General features: G+C 69.5%; 11 protein-coding genes. 3 read left to right on the forward strand and 8 right to left on the reverse strand.

Annotated features, from left to right (window positions below):
* Nucleotides 1-119 precede the first annotated feature (119 nt).
* On the forward strand, nucleotides 120-1757 hold the full coding sequence (locus tag EBN03_RS27380; RefSeq protein WP_122191015.1) for a phospholipase C: 1638 nt from the start codon (nucleotides 120-122) through the stop codon (nucleotides 1755-1757).
* 36 nt (nucleotides 1758-1793) lie between these two features.
* Here EBN03_RS27380 and EBN03_RS27385 read toward each other — a convergent pair whose 3' ends face one another.
* The 6 genes from EBN03_RS27385 to dnaE form a co-directional block, all read right to left on the reverse strand.
* A complete protein-coding gene (locus EBN03_RS27385) occupies nucleotides 1794-2963 on the reverse strand; it encodes a serine hydrolase domain-containing protein (RefSeq protein ID WP_199742980.1) in 1170 nt (389 codons plus the stop codon).
* Nucleotides 2964-3026: 63 nt separating this feature from the next.
* Nucleotides 3027-4424: an alpha/beta hydrolase family protein gene (locus tag EBN03_RS27390; protein WP_122191017.1), complete on the reverse strand. Its 1398-nt coding sequence runs from the start codon at nucleotides 4422-4424 to the stop codon at nucleotides 3027-3029.
* Nucleotides 4425-4472: 48 nt separating this feature from the next.
* Nucleotides 4473-5813 (reverse strand): threonine ammonia-lyase IlvA, encoded by a 1341-nt coding sequence (ilvA, locus tag EBN03_RS27395; protein WP_122191018.1) that lies wholly within the window; start codon nucleotides 5811-5813, stop codon nucleotides 4473-4475.
* Nucleotides 5814-5863: 50 nt separating this feature from the next.
* Nucleotides 5864-6298, reverse strand: coding sequence for a nitroreductase family deazaflavin-dependent oxidoreductase (locus EBN03_RS27400; protein WP_122191060.1), 435 nt, complete (start codon nucleotides 6296-6298; stop codon nucleotides 5864-5866).
* Nucleotides 6299-6442: 144 nt separating this feature from the next.
* Nucleotides 6443-6982, reverse strand: coding sequence for an MspA family porin (locus EBN03_RS34340; protein WP_325052101.1), 540 nt, complete (start codon nucleotides 6980-6982; stop codon nucleotides 6443-6445).
* 337 nt (nucleotides 6983-7319) lie between these two features.
* The gene (gene dnaE, locus EBN03_RS27410) at nucleotides 7320-10871 is read right to left on the reverse strand and encodes a DNA polymerase III subunit alpha (RefSeq protein ID WP_122191020.1); all 3552 of its coding nucleotides are present in this window, start codon (nucleotides 10869-10871) and stop codon (nucleotides 7320-7322) included.
* Nucleotides 10872-11092: 221 nt separating this feature from the next.
* Here dnaE and EBN03_RS27415 point away from each other — a divergent pair, with 221 nt between their 5' ends.
* Both EBN03_RS27415 and EBN03_RS27420 read left to right on the forward strand, forming a co-directional pair.
* The gene (locus tag EBN03_RS27415; protein WP_122191021.1) at nucleotides 11093-11938 is read left to right on the forward strand and encodes an LLM class F420-dependent oxidoreductase; all 846 of its coding nucleotides are present in this window, start codon (nucleotides 11093-11095) and stop codon (nucleotides 11936-11938) included.
* Between the two features lie 264 nt (nucleotides 11939-12202).
* Nucleotides 12203-13975, forward strand: a complete 1773-nt coding sequence (locus tag EBN03_RS27420; protein ID WP_122191022.1) for a hypothetical protein — start codon at nucleotides 12203-12205, stop codon at nucleotides 13973-13975.
* Between the two features lie 229 nt (nucleotides 13976-14204).
* Here the strand turns inward: EBN03_RS27420 and treY are convergent, their stop codons facing one another.
* Both treY and glgX read right to left on the reverse strand, forming a co-directional pair.
* Nucleotides 14205-16619: a malto-oligosyltrehalose synthase gene (gene treY / locus EBN03_RS27425; protein WP_233608679.1), complete on the reverse strand. Its 2415-nt coding sequence runs from the start codon at nucleotides 16617-16619 to the stop codon at nucleotides 14205-14207.
* 11 nt (nucleotides 16620-16630) lie between these two features.
* On the reverse strand, nucleotides 16631-18772 hold the full coding sequence (glgX, locus tag EBN03_RS27430; RefSeq protein ID WP_122191024.1) for a glycogen debranching protein GlgX: 2142 nt from the start codon (nucleotides 18770-18772) through the stop codon (nucleotides 16631-16633).
* Nucleotides 18773-18776 lie beyond the last annotated feature (4 nt).

Genomic DNA, 18776 nt, shown 5'->3' on the forward strand with positions numbered 1-18776 from the left:
GGTGTTCGTCGCTGGTCGTTCGTCCACTGTTCATCTGCGGGCCCAGCGCCGTCCGGCATGTACTGGGAGGGTCACGTCCGTGTGATCGCCGCGGCGGTCTCCGTCGACCAGGAGGTTGTATGTCCACCCCTTCGGCACGCCGCCGTTTCGGGCGCGGGGGTCTTCGCGCAGTACCGCTGCGAGGTCGTGCGACGGCCGCCGTCGCGACGCTGCTCACGCTCGCCGCCACATCGTGTTCCAGCTCGACGAGCACCTCGGCGGACTCCGACACCACGACACCGATCAAGCACGTCGTGGTCGTGTTCCAGGAGAACGTCAGCTTCGACCACTACTTCGGCACCTACCCGGTCGCCGCGAACACCGACGGCACGCCGTTCACCGCGGCACCGGGCACCCCGAAGGTGGACGGCCTGACCCCCGACCTGCTCAGCAAGAACCCGAACCGGGCCCAGCCGGTGCGGCTCGGCGGCCCGGGCCAGCAGATCACCTGCGACCAGGACCACGGCTACGCCGACGAGCAGGCCGCGTTCGACGGCGGCAAGATGGACAAGTTCGTCGAGCACACCGAGGTCGACAACAGCACCGCGGCCTGCCGAGCCCCGCTGTACGGCCCGGCCGGCCTGGTCATGAACTACTACGACGGCAACTCCGTGACCGGGCTGTGGAACTACGCCCAGCACTACGCGATGAGCGACAACTCCTACGGCACCACGTTCGGCCCGTCCGCGGTCGGCGCCCTGAACCTGGTGGCCGGCCAGACCCACGGCGTCACCCAGCAGGTCATGCCCGGCGGTAAGCCGTTCCCGCCGCACGACGTCGTCGACGGCACCCTGATCGACGACGCGCAGCCGTTCGGCGACGACTGCTCGAGCCGCGACCAGGTGCAGATGAGCGGCCGCAACATCGGCGACCTGCTCAACAAGAAGAACATCACCTGGGGTTTCTTCGAGGGCGGTTTCAAGCCGACCGACACCAAGGACGGCAAGGCCGTCTGCGGCCAGAACCACACGGTGGGGGTGGAACTCGGCGGCACCGGCAAGACAGGTGACCACCCGTTCGGCACCAAGGACGACTACATCCCGCACCACGAGCCGTTCCAGTACTACCCGTCGACGGCCAACCCGCATCACCTGCCGCCGAGCGCGGTGGACAAGATCGGGCAGACCGACCAGGCCAACCACCAGTACGACCTCACCGACTTCTGGGACGCCGCCAAGGCCGGGCACCTGCCCGCCGTCAGCTACCTGAAGGCCGCCGGCTACCAGGACGGTCACGCCGCCTACTCCGACCCGCTCGACGAGCAGCGTTTCCTGGTCGAGACGATCAACGGCCTGCAGAAGCTGCCGGAGTGGAAGGACACCGCGGTCGTCATCGCCTACGACGACTCCGACGGCTGGTACGACCACAAGGCGCCCGAGATCGTCGGCAGTTCCACCTCCGACCAGGACGAGCTCAACGGTCCCGGCGGGTGCGGGGACGCCAAGGCCGCCCCCGCCAAGTACCAGGGCCGCTGCGGTTACGGTCCGCGGCTGCCGCTGCTGGTGATCTCGCCGTACGCCAAGGCGAACTACGTCGACCACGCGCGCACCGACCAGACCTCGGTGCTGCGCTTCATCGAGGACAACTGGAAGACCGGCCGGATCGGCGACGCGTCCTACGACGCGAAAGCCGGTGCGCTGGACGGCATGTTCGACTTCAAGGCCCCGGCACAGCCGACGGTCACCCTCGACCCGAAGACCGGCGCCGTCGCCGGTTAGTCACGAATTCGGCCTGGTCCCTGAGCTTTTCGGGGATCAGGCCTGCTTCGCGAGATTGTGGGCCAGCGTGCCCAGCCGGGTCAGCCGCGCGTCACCCAACGGGGTGACCTTGCTGCCCAGCCGGTTCGTCACGAACGCCAGCGACATGCCGGTCGTGGGATCGGCGAACGCACCCGAACCGCCGAGCCCGAAATGCCCGAACGCCGAAATCGGGTCCGCCTTGGACGGTTTCATCGGCACCCCGTGATAGCCCATCGCCCACGGGATCCGGAACGCGAGCACATAGTCCGGGGTGAACACCCGGCGCCGCGACATCTCCCGCACGGTCTCGGGCCGCAGCAGCTGGACGTCGCCGAGCCGGCCGTCGTCGGCCAGCGCCGCGTACATCCGGGCCAGCGCCCGGGCGGAGAAGATCCCGTTCACGCCCGGCATCACCGAATCGTGCAGCAGCGGATCGGTGATCAGATCCGCGAAACCGCGCGGCATGGTCTCGGCGGCCGCCGCGAACCGGGTCCGGGTCAGCAGATCCGTACTCCGATCCCAGCTCATGCCGGCCACGGTCAGGCGCGGGAACGTGGTGGCGATCCGCGGACGCTCGGAATCCGGTACCCGGAACCAGAGTTCGGGCGCGTCGAGCGGTTCCGCGATCTCGGTGCGGACCACCTCGGTGAAGTCGCGGCCGGTGACCCGGTGGATCAGCTCGGCGACCAGATGCCCGTAGCTGATGCCGTGATAGCCGCTGGTGCGCAGGTGCCGCGGGTCGGGTGCGGCGGCGGCCAGGGCCGCGGTGATCGCCTCGTCGTCGAAGAACGTCTCGACCGGACCGGGCACCAGATCGCGCAACCGGTGCAGCCCGGCGCGGTGGGTGAGCAGGTCGGTCACCGTGATCCCGGCCTTGCCGGCCGCGGCGAATTCGGGCCAGTACTCCGCGACCGGTGTGTCGTAGTCGATCAGTCCGCGTTCGGCCAGCTGGTGCACCGCCGTCGAGGCGACCCCCTTGCCGGTGGAGAAGCCGAGCGCGACCGTGTCGGCCTCCCACCGCACGCCGGGGTGGGCGTATCCGGCCCACACGTCGACGACCGGTTCGCCGTGCAGGTAGACGCTGAGCGCGCCTCCGCCGTCGGCGGGTGTGCGGAACAGCCGGTCGAAAGTCGCCACCAGAGCGGCGAATCGACGGTCGACGTACTGTGTGTCCGGCTCGGTCATGGATATCCCCTCGTCACCTCGTTCCCAGGCCAGCATGCCAGCTGCGGCGGTCGCGCGGCGGATTCAGGGGGCCGGGGCGTGGGCGCGCAGCCAAGTGGTGACGTAGTCGAGGACCTCCGGCGCGATCGTGGTCTCGATGGTGGCGTACTCGGCCGGCAGTCCGCTGCCGGCGGGCTGCATCATATGGTTGAGCCCCGGGAAGACCTGCACGTCCGACGACGGCGCTCGCGCGAGCAACTGCTGGGCGAGCGGCGCGTTCTGCGCCGCGGAGACCTGGAGATCCTTACCGCCGTAGAAGGCCAGCACCGGCACTCGCAGCGCGGTCAGCGCGGGTCTCGGGTCGTAGCGGACCAGGGAGTCGAAATAGATACTGGCCAGCGGATCCAGCGCGGCGGCGGACTGCTGACGGTCCGGCGGCAGCGTGGCGTTGTGATCGCTCGTGTAGCGCCGGACCGCTTCGGTGTCCCCGGTGCGGATCAGGCTGTTCAGTGACATCACGAACCCGACCTGCGCGGCGATCGTGGCGGCGTCGGCGCCCTGGGCGGCGGCGATCCGCCGGTTCTGGTCGATCAGCACCTCCGAGCCGGAGGTGGCCGGCCCGGCCATCATGACCACGAACGCGACGTGCGATCCGGGCCGGGCGGCGACCAGCGGCGCGAGATATCCACCCTCGCTGTGCCCGAACAGGCCGATCCGGTCGGGCTGGATATCCGGCCTGGTCCGCAGCAGATCGACCGCGGCGGCGATGTCGTTCGCCAGATCGGTGTAGCTGGCCGAGGTCAGCGTCCCACCGCTGCGCCCGACCCCGCGCTTGTCGTAGCGCAGCACCGCGTAGCCGGCGCGGGTCAGCGTGTCGGCCAGCAGCAGGAACGGTTTGTGCCCGGCCACGGACTCGTCGCGGTCGAGCGGCCCGCTGCCGTCGATCAGCACTACCGCCGGATGACGGCCGGGCGTGGGCGGCACGGTGAGCGTGCCCGAGATCGGCACGGCCGGGTTGCTGTGGAACTCGACGTCCTCGCTGCGATACGGGAACGGCGGGTGCGGCTGCTGCGGCCGCGGCGGCAGCGCCACCGGACCGGGCTCGAGGGTCAGCGGCACCTCCTTGCCGCCCTGGGTGAGCGTGCCGGTGATCAGCTCCCGGCCGCTGTCGTAGCGGCCGTGGAACGCCGGCGACCCGGGCACCTCGGGGAGGGCGAAGGCGAGGGTCGCCGGATGCAGATCCACCTGTGCCACCGGGGTTTCGAACACGCCCTGGCTCGGGATGGTGATCGTGGGATGGGTGCCGGTGAAGTTCACGCCGACCAGGATCGGCTTGTCCGGCACGACCAGCGTCCCGTTCCACTGTCCGGTCGGCGCGCCCTTCGGCGGTCCCGCGGCCGGTTCCGCCGGACCCGTGCTCGAACAACCCGCAACGAGTGCGCCGACCACCGCGGTCGAGGCCAGAGCGAGGCTGGATCGCATCCCTCGATTATCCGCGCGTGCTGGGCGAATCCGGGGATTTGACCGGTGTCAGGTGAGGTAGCGGTAGGCCGGCGAGTCCGGATCCAGCCGCTCGCAGCCGATCGGGGAGCGGTCCAGCCGTTCCAGCAGATCGTCCAGTCCGGCGGGCGTGCCCAGCTGGATGCCGACCAGCGCCGCGCCGGTCTCCCGGTTGTTGCGCTTGACGTACTCGAACAGGGTGATGTCGTCGTCGGGGCCCAGCACCTCGTCGAGGAAGCGGCGCAGCGCACCGGGTTCCTGCGGGAAGTCCACCAGGAAATAGTGTTTCAGTCCCTGATGCACCAGCGAGCGTTCGATGATCTCGCCGTAGCGGGAGATGTCGTTGTTACCGCCGGACACCAGACAGACCACGGTCGACCCCGGCCGCACATCGGCATCGGCGAGCGCGGCGACGGCGAGCGCGCCGGCGGGCTCGGCGATGATGCCCTCGTTCTGGTACAGCTCCAGCATCGCGGTGCAGATCGCGCCCTCGTCGGCGAGCATCATGTGGAACGCGGTGCCCTCGGTGGCGGCCATCAGCGGTAGCGACGCGTGCGACACGACCCGCCCGCCGAAGCCCGCCACCGCCGCATAGGGCAGATCGCCGACCCGGCGCACGGCGGCACCGTCCACGAACGGGTCGATCGAGGGCAGGGTGACCGGGCCACCGGATACCAGCGCGGCGGTCATCGACGCGGCGCCGGCCGGTTCGACGCCGATGATCGCGGTGCGGGGGGAGCGCTGGCGCAGATAGGTACCGATCCCGGCGAGGCAGCCGCCGCCGCCCACCGGGACGATCACCAGGTCCGGCGCCTGCGGCAGCTGGTCGAGGATTTCGGCGGCGATAGTGCCCTGTCCGGCCGCGGTGCGCGGGTCGTCGAACGGCGGGACCATCGTGGCGCCGGTGGCGGCGACGTCCGCGGCAGCCGCGGCGGCCGCGGCGTCGTAGGTGTCGCCGACCGCGATCAGTTCCACGAATTCGCCGCCGTGGATCCGGATTCGGTCGCACTTCTGTTTCGGGGTGGTGGTCGGTACGTAGATGCGGCCGTAGATGCCCATGGCCCGGCAGGCGAACGCGACACCCTGCGCGTGGTTGCCGGCGCTGGCCGCGACCACACCCGCGGCCCGCTCCTCGGCGCTGAGCTGCACGATCAGGTTGTACGCACCGCGCAGTTTGTAGGAGCGGACCGCGGTGAGGTCCTCGCGCTTGAGATAGACCTCGGCGCCGGTGGCGGCCGACAGCCGCTCCGAACGCTGCAGGGGAGTTGGCTCGATGATGTCGGAAATCCGCTTGGCGGCAGCGTCGATCTCGTCCGCCGTCAGGGCGGGCAGGGCGGATGTGGTCGACGGGACTTCCAGCGGTTTCGGCACTCGGACATGCTACCGAGCGAGCGCTATCGAATTTCCGGCTGTGGGTCGACTCAGCGCGGCGTGAGGACGAATAGCGGGATCTGCCGATCGGTTCGCTTGGTGTACTCCGCGTAGTCCGGCCAGGCTTCGACGGCGCGGGCCCACCAGGTGTCCCGCTCGGCGCCGGTCACCTCGCGGGCGTCGTAGTCCTTGACCACGGTGCCGTCGCGCAGTTCGACATGCAGGTGGGCCTTCACGTTGTAGTACCACACGGGGTTCTTCGGCGCGCCGCCCAGCGACGCGACCACGGCGTACTCGCCGTTGTGCTCGACGCGCATGAGCGGGGTGCGGCGCAGCTTGCCGGTCTTGGCGCCGCGGGTGGTGAGCAGGACGATGGGTTTGCCCTGCATGATGTTGCCCTCGGTCCCGCCCGAGTTCTCGTACAGTTCGGCCTGGTCACGGGCCCAATCCGAGGTGCTGGGTGCGTACTCTCCGGTCAGTGGCATGACCTCCACAATGCTCCGCCGGGACGGATTATTCCGTCCGCGGCACGCGGTGGAGTGGGTCACGGTCCGGTCCCGGCGGAAAGTTCGCCTACCCGAATTCTCGATTCAGGGTAAGCTGCTCATATGGCTGTGGTTCCCCCTGTTTCACGTCTCGCCGGCGGGTCCCGCACGGTGGACGTGGCGGGCACGCGCTGGCCGCTGTTCAAACTCGAATCTCTGGCGCTGGCCGCCGCGGCCGGGCCGGCGGTGCTGGTGGCCACGGGTTCCGGGCAGGCGGGCGTGCTCGCCGCGGCAGGCGTGGCCACACTGCGCTGGATCGTCGCCCTGGTCCCGGCTCGCCGGTCCTGACCGCCACCCCAAGCTGAACGGCTGACCCCAGAGCATGATCGTGGATCGGGCCTTGGGGGTTTCGACGTCGGCCAGCACGAACGAACGCGCCTGCGCGTATCCGGCACAACCGTCGACGGTGTAGGTCTCGTCGGTCCACGCCACGCCGGCGTGCGGCCCGTACACCTTGTTGTACTGGAAGTAGATGTCGTTGCCGAAGTCGTCGGGCTGTTCCAGGTCGAGCATCGGCTCGACCAGGGCGGCGCCGGGCTCCAATGTCACACCGCTGCCGCCGTTCCCGTCGATCACCGCGCCGCCGGTCGCACCGGTGATCAGGGGCGAAAGGGCACTGAAAATCGTGCCCGTGTCGGGAGCGGTCGGACCGTTCGGGGAGTTCCCGAGCGGGAAGGCGCCCTGGAGATCCCGGACATCGAAACCGGGCCAGCGGGATCGAACCGTTGCCGCCGCCGTACGGCACCGTGGAGAACAGTCCGGCGGCGCCGTTGACGGTCAGATCGCTGAGTGCGACCTGGCAGCCCATGATGTAGCCGACGGTCATCGCGGAGGCGCCGTGCGTGCCCGTGCCCGGGGTGCCGGGGACCTGCTGGGCGCCGTTGTTGGGACCGATGATCCCGTCGGGAGTGTCGATGGTCGTGCTGACCGACCCGCTCACCCAGGCGGTGCGGGCGATGTGTCAGCTCGCCAGGCAGCCCGGGCCGAGCAGTGCCTTCAGATCACCCATCAGGGCCGAGGAGGGAGACACCCGCAGATTGTCGGTCACCCGCAGCACGGTGGTCTTGTCCCGGGCACCGACGTGGCGGATGTGGACGTCAGCGGTGCCGGGGTGGCTGGCCAGGACCCGCTTCAGCGCGCCCACCTTGTCCGGGGTGCACAGGCGGGTCGGGATCGTCACGGCCAGGGGCTTGTCCACACCGATCGAGGACAGGTCCGGGACCACGAGATCATTGGCGATCAGCGAGATCCGGTCGTCGCGGGCCGAGACCCGCGCCTTGACCAGGACCACCGCGTCCTCGACCACCTCGGCGCCGTACACCGAATACGACTGCGGGAAGAACAGCACCTCGATCCCACCGGTGAGGTCTTCCAATTGCACGGCGGCCCAAGCCAATCCGTTCTTGTTGATCCGGCGGGTGACCGAGGCGATGATGCCGCCGATGGTCACCTGCGCGCCGTCCTTCACATCACCTTCGAGAATGGCCGGGATCTGGGTGTCGGCCTGCGCGGCGATCACGTGCGCCACACCGTCGAGCGGATGCCCGGACACGTAGAGCCCCAGCATCTCTCGCTCCAGCGCCAGCTTGTGCTTGGTCTCCCACTCTTCGTCGGGAACCTTCACGTCGAAGACCGAGGCCATCGACTCGTCGCCGTCGTCGAGACCGCCGAACAGGTCGAACTGCCCGATCGCCTCGGCCTTCTTGGTCGACATGACCGCGTCGATGGCATCGGAGTGCACCAGCAGCAGGCCCTTGCGCGGGTGGCCCAGCGAGTCGAAAGCGCCTGCCTTGATGAGGGATTCGGCGACCTTCTTGGTGCAGGCGGTGGCGTCGATCTTGTTCAGGTAGTCGGAGAAGTCGGTGAACTTCGACTTCTCCTCCCGGGCGGCGATGATCGAGGCCACGACATTCGCGCCGACGTTGCGGACCGCACCCATGCCGAAGCGGATGTCGTTGCCCACCGAGGCGAATTCGAGCTGCGACTCGTTGACGTCCGGCGGCAGCACCTGGATGCCCAGCCGGCGGCAGTCGGCCAGATAGACCGCCGCCTTGTCCTTGTCGTCACCGACGGAGGTCAGCAGCCCGGCCATGTACTCGGCGGGGTAATTGGCCTTCAGGTACGCGGTCCAGAACGACACCAGGCCGTAGCCCGCCGCGTGCGACTTGTTGAACGCGTAGCCCGCGAACGGGAGGATCGTGTCCCACAGCGCCTGGATGGCCGGCTTGCTGAACCCGTTCTGCAGCATGCCCGCTTCGAAGCCCTCGAACTCCGCGGCCAGGACCTCGGCCTTCTTCTTACCCATGGCGCGGCGCAGAATGTCGGCTCGGCCCAGCGAGTAGCCGGCCACCTTCTGCGCGATCTGCATGATCTGTTCCTGATAGACGATCAGGCCGTAGGTGTCGCGCAGGATGTCCTTGAGGGGCTCCTCGAGCTCCGGATGGATCGGCTTGACCTCCTGCCGGCCGTTCTTGCGGTCGGCGTAGTCGTTGTGCGCGTTCATGCCCATCGGGCCCGGGCGGTACAGCGCCAGCACCGCGACGATGTCCTCGAAGCCGGTGGGGATCATGCGGCGCAACAGATCTCGCATGGCACCACCGTCGAGCTGGAACACGCCCAGGGTGTCGCCGCGGGCCAGCAGTTCGTAGGTGGCCGGGTCCTCCAGCGGCAAGGTGTCGAGGTCGAGTTCGATACCGCGGTTGGCCTTGATGTTCTCCAGGGCGTCGCCGATGACGGTGAGGTTGCGCAGGCCCAGGAAGTCCATCTTCAGCAGGCCGATGGCCTCGCACGACGGATAGTCCCAGCCGGTGATGATGGCGCCGTCCTGGGCTCGCTTCCAGACCGGGATCGCGTCGGTGAGCGGCTCAGACGACATGATGACCGCGCAGGCGTGCACGCCGGCGTTGCGGATCAGGCCCTCGAGCCCCTTGGCGGTCTCGTAGATCTTGGCCACGTCGGGATTGGTGTTGATCAGTTCCCGGACCTCGGCGGCTTCCTTGTACCGCTCGTGCTCGGGGTCGGTGATGCCCGACACCGAGATGTCCTTGGCCATGATCGGCGGCGGCAGCGCCTTGGTGATCTGGTCGGCGATCGCGAAACCGGGCTGGCCGAACAGTACGCGGGCCGAGTCCTTCAGCGCCGCTTTGGTTTTGATGGTGCCGAAGGTGATGACCTGGGCGACCCGGTCGCTGCCCCACTTCTCGGTGGCGTAACGGACCATCTCACCGCGGCGGCGGTCGTCGAAGTCGATATCGATATCGGGCATCGACACGCGCTCGGGGTTGAGGAACCGCTCGAAGAGCAGACCGTGCGGGATCGGGTCGATATTGGTGATGCCCATGGCGTAGGCGACCAGCGAACCGGCTGCCGAACCACGGCCCGGGCCGACGTTGATGCCGACCGAGCGGGCGTAGGTGATGAGGTCACCGACGACGAGGAAGTATGCGGGGAAACCCATTTCGTTGATCACGCCGAGCTCGTACTTCGCCCGGGTGACGTATTCCTGCGGCGGCCCGCTGGGGAACCGCCGGTCGAGGCCCTTCATGACCTCGTGCTCGAGCCAGGTGGCCTGGGTGTAGCCCTCTGGCACCGGGAAGATCGGCATCCGGTCGCGGTGGGCCCACACGTCGTCGTAGGACTGGACCCGCTCGCCGATGAGCACCGTGTTGTCGCAGGCGCCGGGGACTTCCGCGTCCCAGATGGCGCGCATCTCGGCGGCGGACTTCAGGTAGTAGCCGGAGCCGTCGAACTTGAACCGGTTCGGGTCGGACAGCGTCTTGCCGGTCTGGATGCACAGCAGCGCTTCGTGATTCGACGAATCGGATTCGAAGACGTAGTGGCAGTCGTTGGTGGCCAGCGGTGGGATGCCGAGCTTTTTGCTGACGTCGAGCAAGCCTTCGCGGACGCGGCGCTCGATGGACAGCCCGTGGTCCATGACCTCGAGGAAGAAGTTCTCGGGGCCGAAGATCTCCTGCCACTTGGCCGCGGCCTCGAGGGCCTCGCGCTCGTGGCCCAGGCGTAGCCGGGTCTGTACCTCGCCGGACGGGCAGCCGGTGGTGGCGATGATGCCGGCGGCGTGCTCGGCGATGATCTCGGCGTCCATACGCGCCCACTTGCCGAGCTGGCCCTCGATGGAGGCGAGCGAGCTCAGCTTGAACAGGTTGCGCAGTCCGGTGGCGTTCTCGGCGACCATGGTCATGTGGGTGTAGGCACCCGAACCGGAGACGTCGTCGCCCTTCTGCGACGGGTCGCCCCACAGCACGCGCTTGGTGTTGAACCGGGACTCCGGCGCGATATAGGCCTCGATGCCGATGATCGGCTTCACGCCGATCTTCTTGGCGGTGTTGTAGAACTCCGAAGCGCCGTACATGTTTCCGTGGTCGGACATGCCGACCGCCGTCATTTCCAGCCGTTGCGCCTCTTTGAACAACGGGGTGATCTTCGCGGCACCGTCGAGCATGGAGTACTCGGTGTGGTTGTGCAGGTGAACGAACGATCCGGACGACGCGCTCAAGACGGTCCTTCCTCCCAGAGGCCGGCGGGGGTTGGTCCAGCGATTCTATGCACGAGGTCCGACACGTTCCGCCGCCGCTGGTTCGCGCCGCGGAGCGTGCCTGATGATCGCGGCGTGTCGGTGGTGAACATCACGGCGCGTCCGAATAAGTGCCGCGCGGCGGCCCGGAGAATGGTAGAACGTATTCTAGTTTTACCAGCGGGACAGCCGAGGAGTGTCACATGCGGTACGGAGTGGTGTTGTTCACCAGCGATCGGGGCATCACGCCCGCCAATGCGGCCGCCGCCGCCGAGGAAGCCGGGTTCGACTCGTTCTACGTACCCGAGCACACCCACATCCCCACCGCCCGGACCGCGGCCCACCCGCGCACCGGCGACGAGACCCTGCCCGACGACCGCTACCTGCGCACCCTCGACCCGTGGGTGGCGCTCGGCACGGCCGCGGCCGTGACCAGCCGGATCACCCTGTCCACGGCGGTGGCGCTGCCCGCCGCGCACGACCCGATCATCCTGGCCAAGACCATCGCCACCCTCGACCACCTCAGCGGCGGCCGCGTCGAGCTCGGCGTCGGATTCGGCTGGAACACCGAGGAACTCGGTGACCACGGCGTGCCGGCGAACAAGCGCCGCACCGTCCTGGCCGAGAAGCTCGCCGCCATGCGCGAGATCTGGACCCAGGAGCAGGCCGAATACAACGGCCAGTTCGTGCAGTTCGGCCCGAGCTGGTCCTGGCCGAAGCCCGCCGGCCAGGTCCCGGTCATCCTCGGTGCGGCCGGCACCGAGCAGTCCTTCACCTGGCTGGCCCGCAACGCCTCCGGCTGGCTCACCACCCCCGCCGAGGCCGACATCGCGCCGAAGATCGAACTGCTGAACCGGGTCTGGAAGGACAACGGCCGCGAGGGCACGCCCCGGGTCGTCGCGCTGGCCGGCCGGCACGACGCCGCCCAGCTCGCACAGTGGTCCGAGGCGGGGGTGACCGAGGTGGTCTTCGGGCTGCCGGACCGCTCGGCGGACGACGTGAAGGGCTACCTGGCCAAGCTCGGCGGAAAGCTCGACCGCAGCATCTGAGCGGCACGGAGTGGCGCGGCGCAGGACTGCGCGGAACCGCCGAGGTACCCAGTTGGACCGGCGAATCACGCCGGGCCGCTGACCTTTCCATGCTCTCGGGGCCGACCAGCGGGACGTCCGGTCGGCGCCGTCACGGCGGCGGAAAGATGTTGGGGCTGGAGGGATTCCGGCAGCGGGGGAGGAATCGGGCGACCGGACTGCGGGTCGGCGGGGTGCGGCGCGATAGCGTGCCACTATGCGGATTGCGGACGGAGCCGGCCGGTTGTGAGCCTCGCACGGGTACCGCGGGTCGCGGTGGTGGCGGTGTCGGCGATCCTGCTGCAGCTGGTGGTGCGGGGGTGGGTGGCCGGGTCCGGGTACTTCTACTGGGACGACCTGATCATGACCGGGCGGGCGGCGACCTCCTCGCTGTGGTCCGCGGATCTGCTCTGGTACAGCCACGACGGGCATTTCATGCCGCTGGCGTACATGACGGTCTGGCTGGCGACGGCGATCGCGCCGCTGCGGTGGGGCTTGGCGGTGGCGTCGCTGGTGCTGTTGCAGGCCGCGGCCTCGCTGGCGGTGCTGCGGCTGCTCGTGGTGATGCTGGGATGGCGGTGGCGGCTGTCGATTCCGCTGGGGTTCTATCTGGCCGGGGTGCTGACGCTGCCCGCGTTCGCGTGGTGGTCGGCGGGATTGAACGCGTTGCCACTGCAGTTCGCGCTGGCCTGGGTGAGCGCGGACGCGCTGCGGCTCGTGCGGACCGGCCAGCGGCGGTACGTGGTGTCGGGTGTCGTGGCGCTGGCGGTGGCGCTGGGGTTCTTCGAGAAGGCCGCGGTGGTGCCGGTGGTCGCGGCCGCGGTGGTCGCGTTGCTGGCCCGGGTGCGGGGCGAGCCGGTGCGGCGGGCGCTGCGCCGGGGTGCGCTGCTGTGGGCGGGATCCGGTGTGGTGCTGGTGATGTGGGCGGTCTGCTACCTGCTGGTGGTCGATACGACCGAGAGCAACAGCGGTCCGGAGCAGGCGACCGGGCCCGAGCACGCGGGCGCGCTGCTGCACAGCGCGATCTCGCTCGGGATCGTGCCGGCCGCGGTGGGCGGCCCCTGGCACTGGGAACGCTGGATCCCCGCGACGCCGTGGGCCGACCCGCCGCACTGGGGCGTGGTGCTCGCCTGGATCGCGGTGGCAGCGGTTGTGGCGCTGTCGATCTCGCTGCGGCGGCGGGTGATCGCCGTATGGGTGGCGGCCGCGGCCTACATCCTGCTGACCCAGATTCCGGTGCTGGTGATCCGCAGCGGTCCGGGGACGACCGCCGAGCTGATGCAGTCGCTGCGCTATTTCGCCGACGACGCCGTCGTGCTGACCATCGCCGGCGCGCTGGTGTTGTGCGCTCCGGCCCGGCGGCAGGTGCCGCGCTACGGCAGACCCGTTGTGGCGGTGGCCATGTCGGTGTTCACCCTCGGCAGCCTGTGGTCGACCTACGGTTTCGCGCGCAGCTGGTCGAACGCTCCCGCCCGCGGCTATCTCACCACCGCGCGCGCGGAATTCGCCCACTGGGACGGTGACCCGCTGCTCCAGCAGGAGGTGCCGTGGAACGTGTTGAACCCCTTGGCCTTCCCGCAGAACCAAACCGACCGGGTCCTGGCCCCCATCGCGCCGCCCGGCCTGTTCGCCCGCACCACGCCCCGCCTGCGCATGCTCACCGACACCGGCACGATCGTCGATGCCCAGGTCTGGTGGAACCGCGGCATCGTGCCCGGTCCCGACCCCGACTGCGGCTACCGGGTCCGCGGCCCCGCCGCAGTGGAACTCCCACTCACCGGCCCGATGCTCATGCGCGCCTGGACCGCCCAGCTCAACTACCTCGCCGACCGCGAAGGCCGCGTCGCGGTCGCCTTCGAAGGCAGCGACGAAGTGCTCGCCGACGTCCACCCCGGCCTCAACCAGGTCTTCGTCCGCCTCCTCGGCAGCGGTTCTGCCCTCCGAATCCGCTCGCTCACACCGGATCTCGCCCTCTGCGTCGGCGTCGGGCCGGTGGGTGTCACCTCGTTCGATCGTTGAGTGGGCGGTGGGTCTGTGCGGCGCGGCCGTCCGAATCCGCTCGCTCACACCGGATCTCGCCTCTGCGTCGGCGCCGGGCCGGTCGGTGTCACGTCGTTCGATCGTTGAGTGGGCCGGGTCTGTGCGGCACGGCGCTCCGGATCCGCTCGTTCCCACCGGATCTCGGCCCAGTGGCGCCGTCCGGTCACCATCGTTCGACCGGATCTCGCCGTCCGTGTGACGGCTGCCGTCAGCGGACCAGGAGGGCGACGGGTAGGCGGGCGAAGAGTTTTTCCAGGCGGATGCGGCCCTGGAAGGTGTGTCCGGTGAGGCGGTCGGTCCAGATGCCCGGGGGGAGGTGCATCGTGGTGTCGCCCCAGCCGGTGTCGGCGAGGCCGACGCTGTGGCGGGTGACGGCGGCTACCACCTGGGGGGTCTCGCCGCGGCGGCCGCGGGCGAAGGCTACGACGCGGCGGGCGTGGTCGCCGCCGGCGAACAACGGGGTGTAGGTGCCGCCGACGAAGACGTCGGGGCGTTCCCGGCGCAGCCACAGCGCGTAGGCGACCACCCACATCTTCGCGACCCCAGTGGCATCCACATCCGGTGTGCCGGTGAGGGATTGGAGTACGGCGAGCCGGTGACCGAAGTCGACCGGGCGGCGGTTGTCGGGGTCGACCAGCGAGTCCTCCCACAGCTCGGTGCCCTGGTAGATGTCGGGGATCCCGGGGCCGCACAGCTGCAGCAGTTTCTGGGCCAGCGCGTCGGACCAGGCGTGCGGTGCGATCTGGCCGACCAGTTCGCTCAGCTCGGCGCCGACCGGCCCGTCGACCACCGCGTCCACCCAGCGGTGCAGTGCGACCTCGAACTCGGCATCCGGCTCCTCCCAAGAGGATTCGATTCCGGCCTCGCGAACCGCCTTCTCCGCGAACGCGTGCAGGCGCTCCCGCAGCCCGGGCACGCCCGCGGCCGGACGCCCGTCGGCGGGCCACACTCCGAGCATGTTCTGCAGCAGGAACAGTCCGGTGGCCGGGTCCGGCGGCGGCGTGATGTCGTGCCACGCCGTCACGGTCGCCGCCCAGGTGCCGGCCAGCTGCGACAGCACACTGATCCGGGCCCGCACGTCCTCACCGCGTTTGGTGTCGTGGGTGGAGAGCGTGGTCATGGTGGCCGGCCAGTGATGGGCGCGTTCGGCATTGGCGAGATGGAACTCCAGCACCGAGCGGCCGAACCGGGTGGGGTCCCCGCCCAGCTCCTGCAGCGACACCAGCCGCGCGGCCCGGTAGGACATGGTGTCCTCGACCGCCTTCGCCGCCACCGCCACCCCGACCTGATTCAGCCGGGTCGCGGCCTCGCCGTTCGCGGCCACGGCGGTGGTCAGCACCGACAGCGGGATGGTCAATTCGGTATTGCGCGTGGCGACTTCGGTCACCACCCGGCCCAGCACCCCGGCCAGCGGCCGGTAGTCGGTGCGGCCGACAGGCAGGTAGGACAGCACCTCGACGGTGGCGTTGGTCAGCGCCATGGTGTCGAAGTCCGCGGCCCGCGCGTCCCGTTTGATCGCGGCCACCAGCCGCCGCACCTCGGGCACCAGCAGCGTCTCGGCGACGGCGCGCTTGATCCGGTGTTCGGTGTCGTCGAACCAGGCCTGGTCGCTGCCGTGCCCGACCAGGTGCCGGGACAGTTCGGTCAGGCTCGCGGCGCCGGCCGGATCCACCAGCACTCCACCGATGTCGGCGAGGGTGTCGTAACCGGTGGTGCCGTCCACCGGCAGCGTGGCGTCCAGCGGTTCCTCGGGTGCGAGCATCCGCTCGACCACCAGCAGCCGATCGGGCCCGATCAGCCGCCGCAGCCGGGCAAGGTATCCGGCCGGATCGGCGAGCCCGTCGGGATGGTCGACCCGGACGCCGTCGATGAGGTCGTGTTCGCACCAGGCCGCCAGCTCGCGGTGGGTCAGCTCGAACACCGCCGGCTCCTCCTGGCGCACGGCCGCCAGGCCGTTCACGGCCAGGAACCGCCGGTAGGTGCCGACCCCGGCCCGCCAGTTGACCAGGCGATAGTGCTGTTTGTCGTGGATCCGTAGCGGATTCTCGCCGTCGGTGCCGGGCGCGATCGGGAAGCGCAGATCGTGCAGTGCCAGCATCGGTTCCGGCCCGGTGCGGTCGACGGTCAGGTTCGCCGGATCGTTCTCGCTCTGCAGCACCGGCAGTGCCAGCCGGCCGCCGGCACCGTTGCTGGGACTCCAGTCGATGTCGAAGAACGCCGCGAACGGTGACTGCCGGCCGTTGCGCAGCACGTCCCACCACCACGGGCTGTGCCGGGGTTCGCCGACTCCCAGGTGGTTGGGGACCAGGTCCACGATCAGGCCCATGCCGCGGCTGCGCACCTCGTCCGCGAGCGCCTTCAGCCCGGCCGGGCCGCCGAGCGCGGCCGACACGGTCGTCGGGTCGGTGACGTCGTAGCCGTGGGTGGAGCCCGGCATCGCGGTCAGGATCGGCGACAGGTACAGGTGCGAGACGCCGAGCTGCTGGAGGTATTCGGCGATCGACCTGGCGTCGTCGAAGGTGAGCAGGCCCGGTCGCAGCTGTAGCCGGTAGGTGCTGCTGATCGGGGTGTGCGCGGGCGTGGGCCCGGGGCGGGGCTCGGAGGTGGGGTGCGCTTCAGTCATCTCGGTATAGATCATGCGATATGGGCGGAACGGTCCCGGTGACGGCTCCTGAGTACGAGCAGGCATCGGGCGGGAACGGTGAGCGCGGCACCGGCCGCGTGGGTGGCCGGCGCGTGGCCGGTGGCGGCGGAGCAGTCGAGCGCTACTTCCCACTCCGGGGCGAATTCCGTTCCGGGAACGGTGAATTCGAGTGCCTCGTCGTGCGCGTTGAAGCAGAGCAGGAACGAGTCGTCGCGGACGCGTTCACCTTGCGGGCCGGGTTCGGCGATCGCGTCGCCGTTGAGGAACACCGTCAGCGACCGTGCGAAGCCCGATTCCCAGTCGGCCGCGGTCATCTCCGCGCCCGCCGGGGTCAGCCAGGCGATGTCCCCGCACGCGGGCTGCCCGGGTCCCGGATGGCCGTCGAAGAAGCGGCGGCGCCGGAACACCGGGTGCGCGGCGCGCAGCGCGAACACGGTGCGAGTGAAGGCGAGCAGGTCGGCGTGCGTGTCGGCGAGTGTCCAGTCGATCCAGGACAGCGGCGAATCCTGGCAGTAGGCGTTGTTGTTGCCCAGCTGGGTGCGCCCGAATTCGTCGCCGTGCAGCAGCATCGGCGTGCCCTGGGACAGGGCGAGGGTGGCGATCATGTTGCGGCTCTGGCGATCGCGCAGTTCCAGGATTCCCGGGTCGGTGGTCGGGCCTTCGGCGCCGCAGTTCCAGGAGCGGTTGTAGTTCTCGCCGTCGCGGTTGCCCTCACCGTTGGCCTCGTTGTGTTTCTCGTTGTAGGAGACCAGGTCTCGCAGGGTGAACCCGTCGTGCGCGGTGACGAAGTTGATGCTGGCGCTGGGCCGGCGGCCGGTGGCCTCGTACAGGTCGGAAGACCCGGTCAGCCGGGACGCGAATTCGCCCAGGGTGGAAGGCTGTCCGCGCCAGTAGTCGCGCACGGTGTCGCGGTACTGGCCGTTCCATTCCGTCCACAACGCCGGGAAGTTGCCGACCTGGTAGCCGCCCTCGCCGACGTCCCACGGTTCGGCGATCAGCTTGACCTGGCTGACCACCGGATCCTGTTGCACCAGATCGAAGAACGTGGCCAGCTTGTCGACGTCGTGCAGCTCGCGGGCCAGGGTGGCGGCCAGGTCGAACCGGAAGCCGTCGACGTGCATCTCCTGGATCCAGTACCGCAGCGAGTCCATGATCAGCTGCAGGGTGTGCGGATTGCGCACGTTGAGACTGTTGCCGGTGCCGGTGTAGTCGACGTAGTGGGCCGGATCGTCTTCGGACAGGCGGTAATACGCGGCATTGTCGATGCCCCGGAACGACAGCGTCGGGCCGAAGTGGTTGCCCTCGGCGGTGTGGTTGTACACGACGTCGAGGATCACCTCGATCCCTTCGGCGTGCAGGGCGCGGACCATGGCCTTGAACTCGCTCACCGCGCCGCCGGGCCGGGGGTCGGCGGCGTACTCGCCGTGCGGGGCGAGATAGCCGAAACTGTTGTAGCCCCAATAGTTTCGTAGTCCCTGGTCGAGCAGGACCCGGTCGTGCAGGAACTGGTGCACCGGCATCAGTTCGACGGCGGTGACGCCCAGGCTCTTCAGGTGCGCGATGACCGCCGGATGCGCGAGACCGGCGTAGGTGCCGCGTAATTCGGGCGGCACCCGGGGATGGGAGATCGTCATCCCCTTGACGTGCGCCTCGTAGATCACGGTCTCGTGGTACTGGTGCCGGGGCGCGCGGTCGCTGCCCCAGTCGAACCAGGGGTTCACCACGACCCCGGTCATGGTGTGCCCCAGCGAATCCCGGCCGTGTTCGTACAGGGACGGATCGTTGGCGAACGTGCCGCCGAAGGCCTTGCCGTACGGGTCGAGCAGGAGTTTGGCCGGGTCGCACCGCAACCCGCGCGCCGGATCGTAGGGGCCGTGCACCCGGTACCCGTAGCGTTGGCCGGGCACGACGGCCGGGATGTAGGCGTGCCACACCGATCCGTCGACCTCGTCGAGCGGGATCCGGGTCTCCGCGCCGAGCCGGTCGATCAGGCACAGCTCGACCCGTTCGGCCACCTCGGAGAAGACGGAGAAATTGGTGCCCACGCCGTCGTAGGTGGCGCCGAGCGGGTAGGCCGCGCCGGGCCACACGCCCAGCGGGGCCACTCGGCGAGGTCCCTCCGGCGCAACCATGGGT

This window comes from Nocardia stercoris (genome assembly GCF_003696265.1).
Taxonomy (GTDB): Bacteria; Actinomycetota; Actinomycetes; order Mycobacteriales; family Mycobacteriaceae; genus Nocardia; species Nocardia stercoris.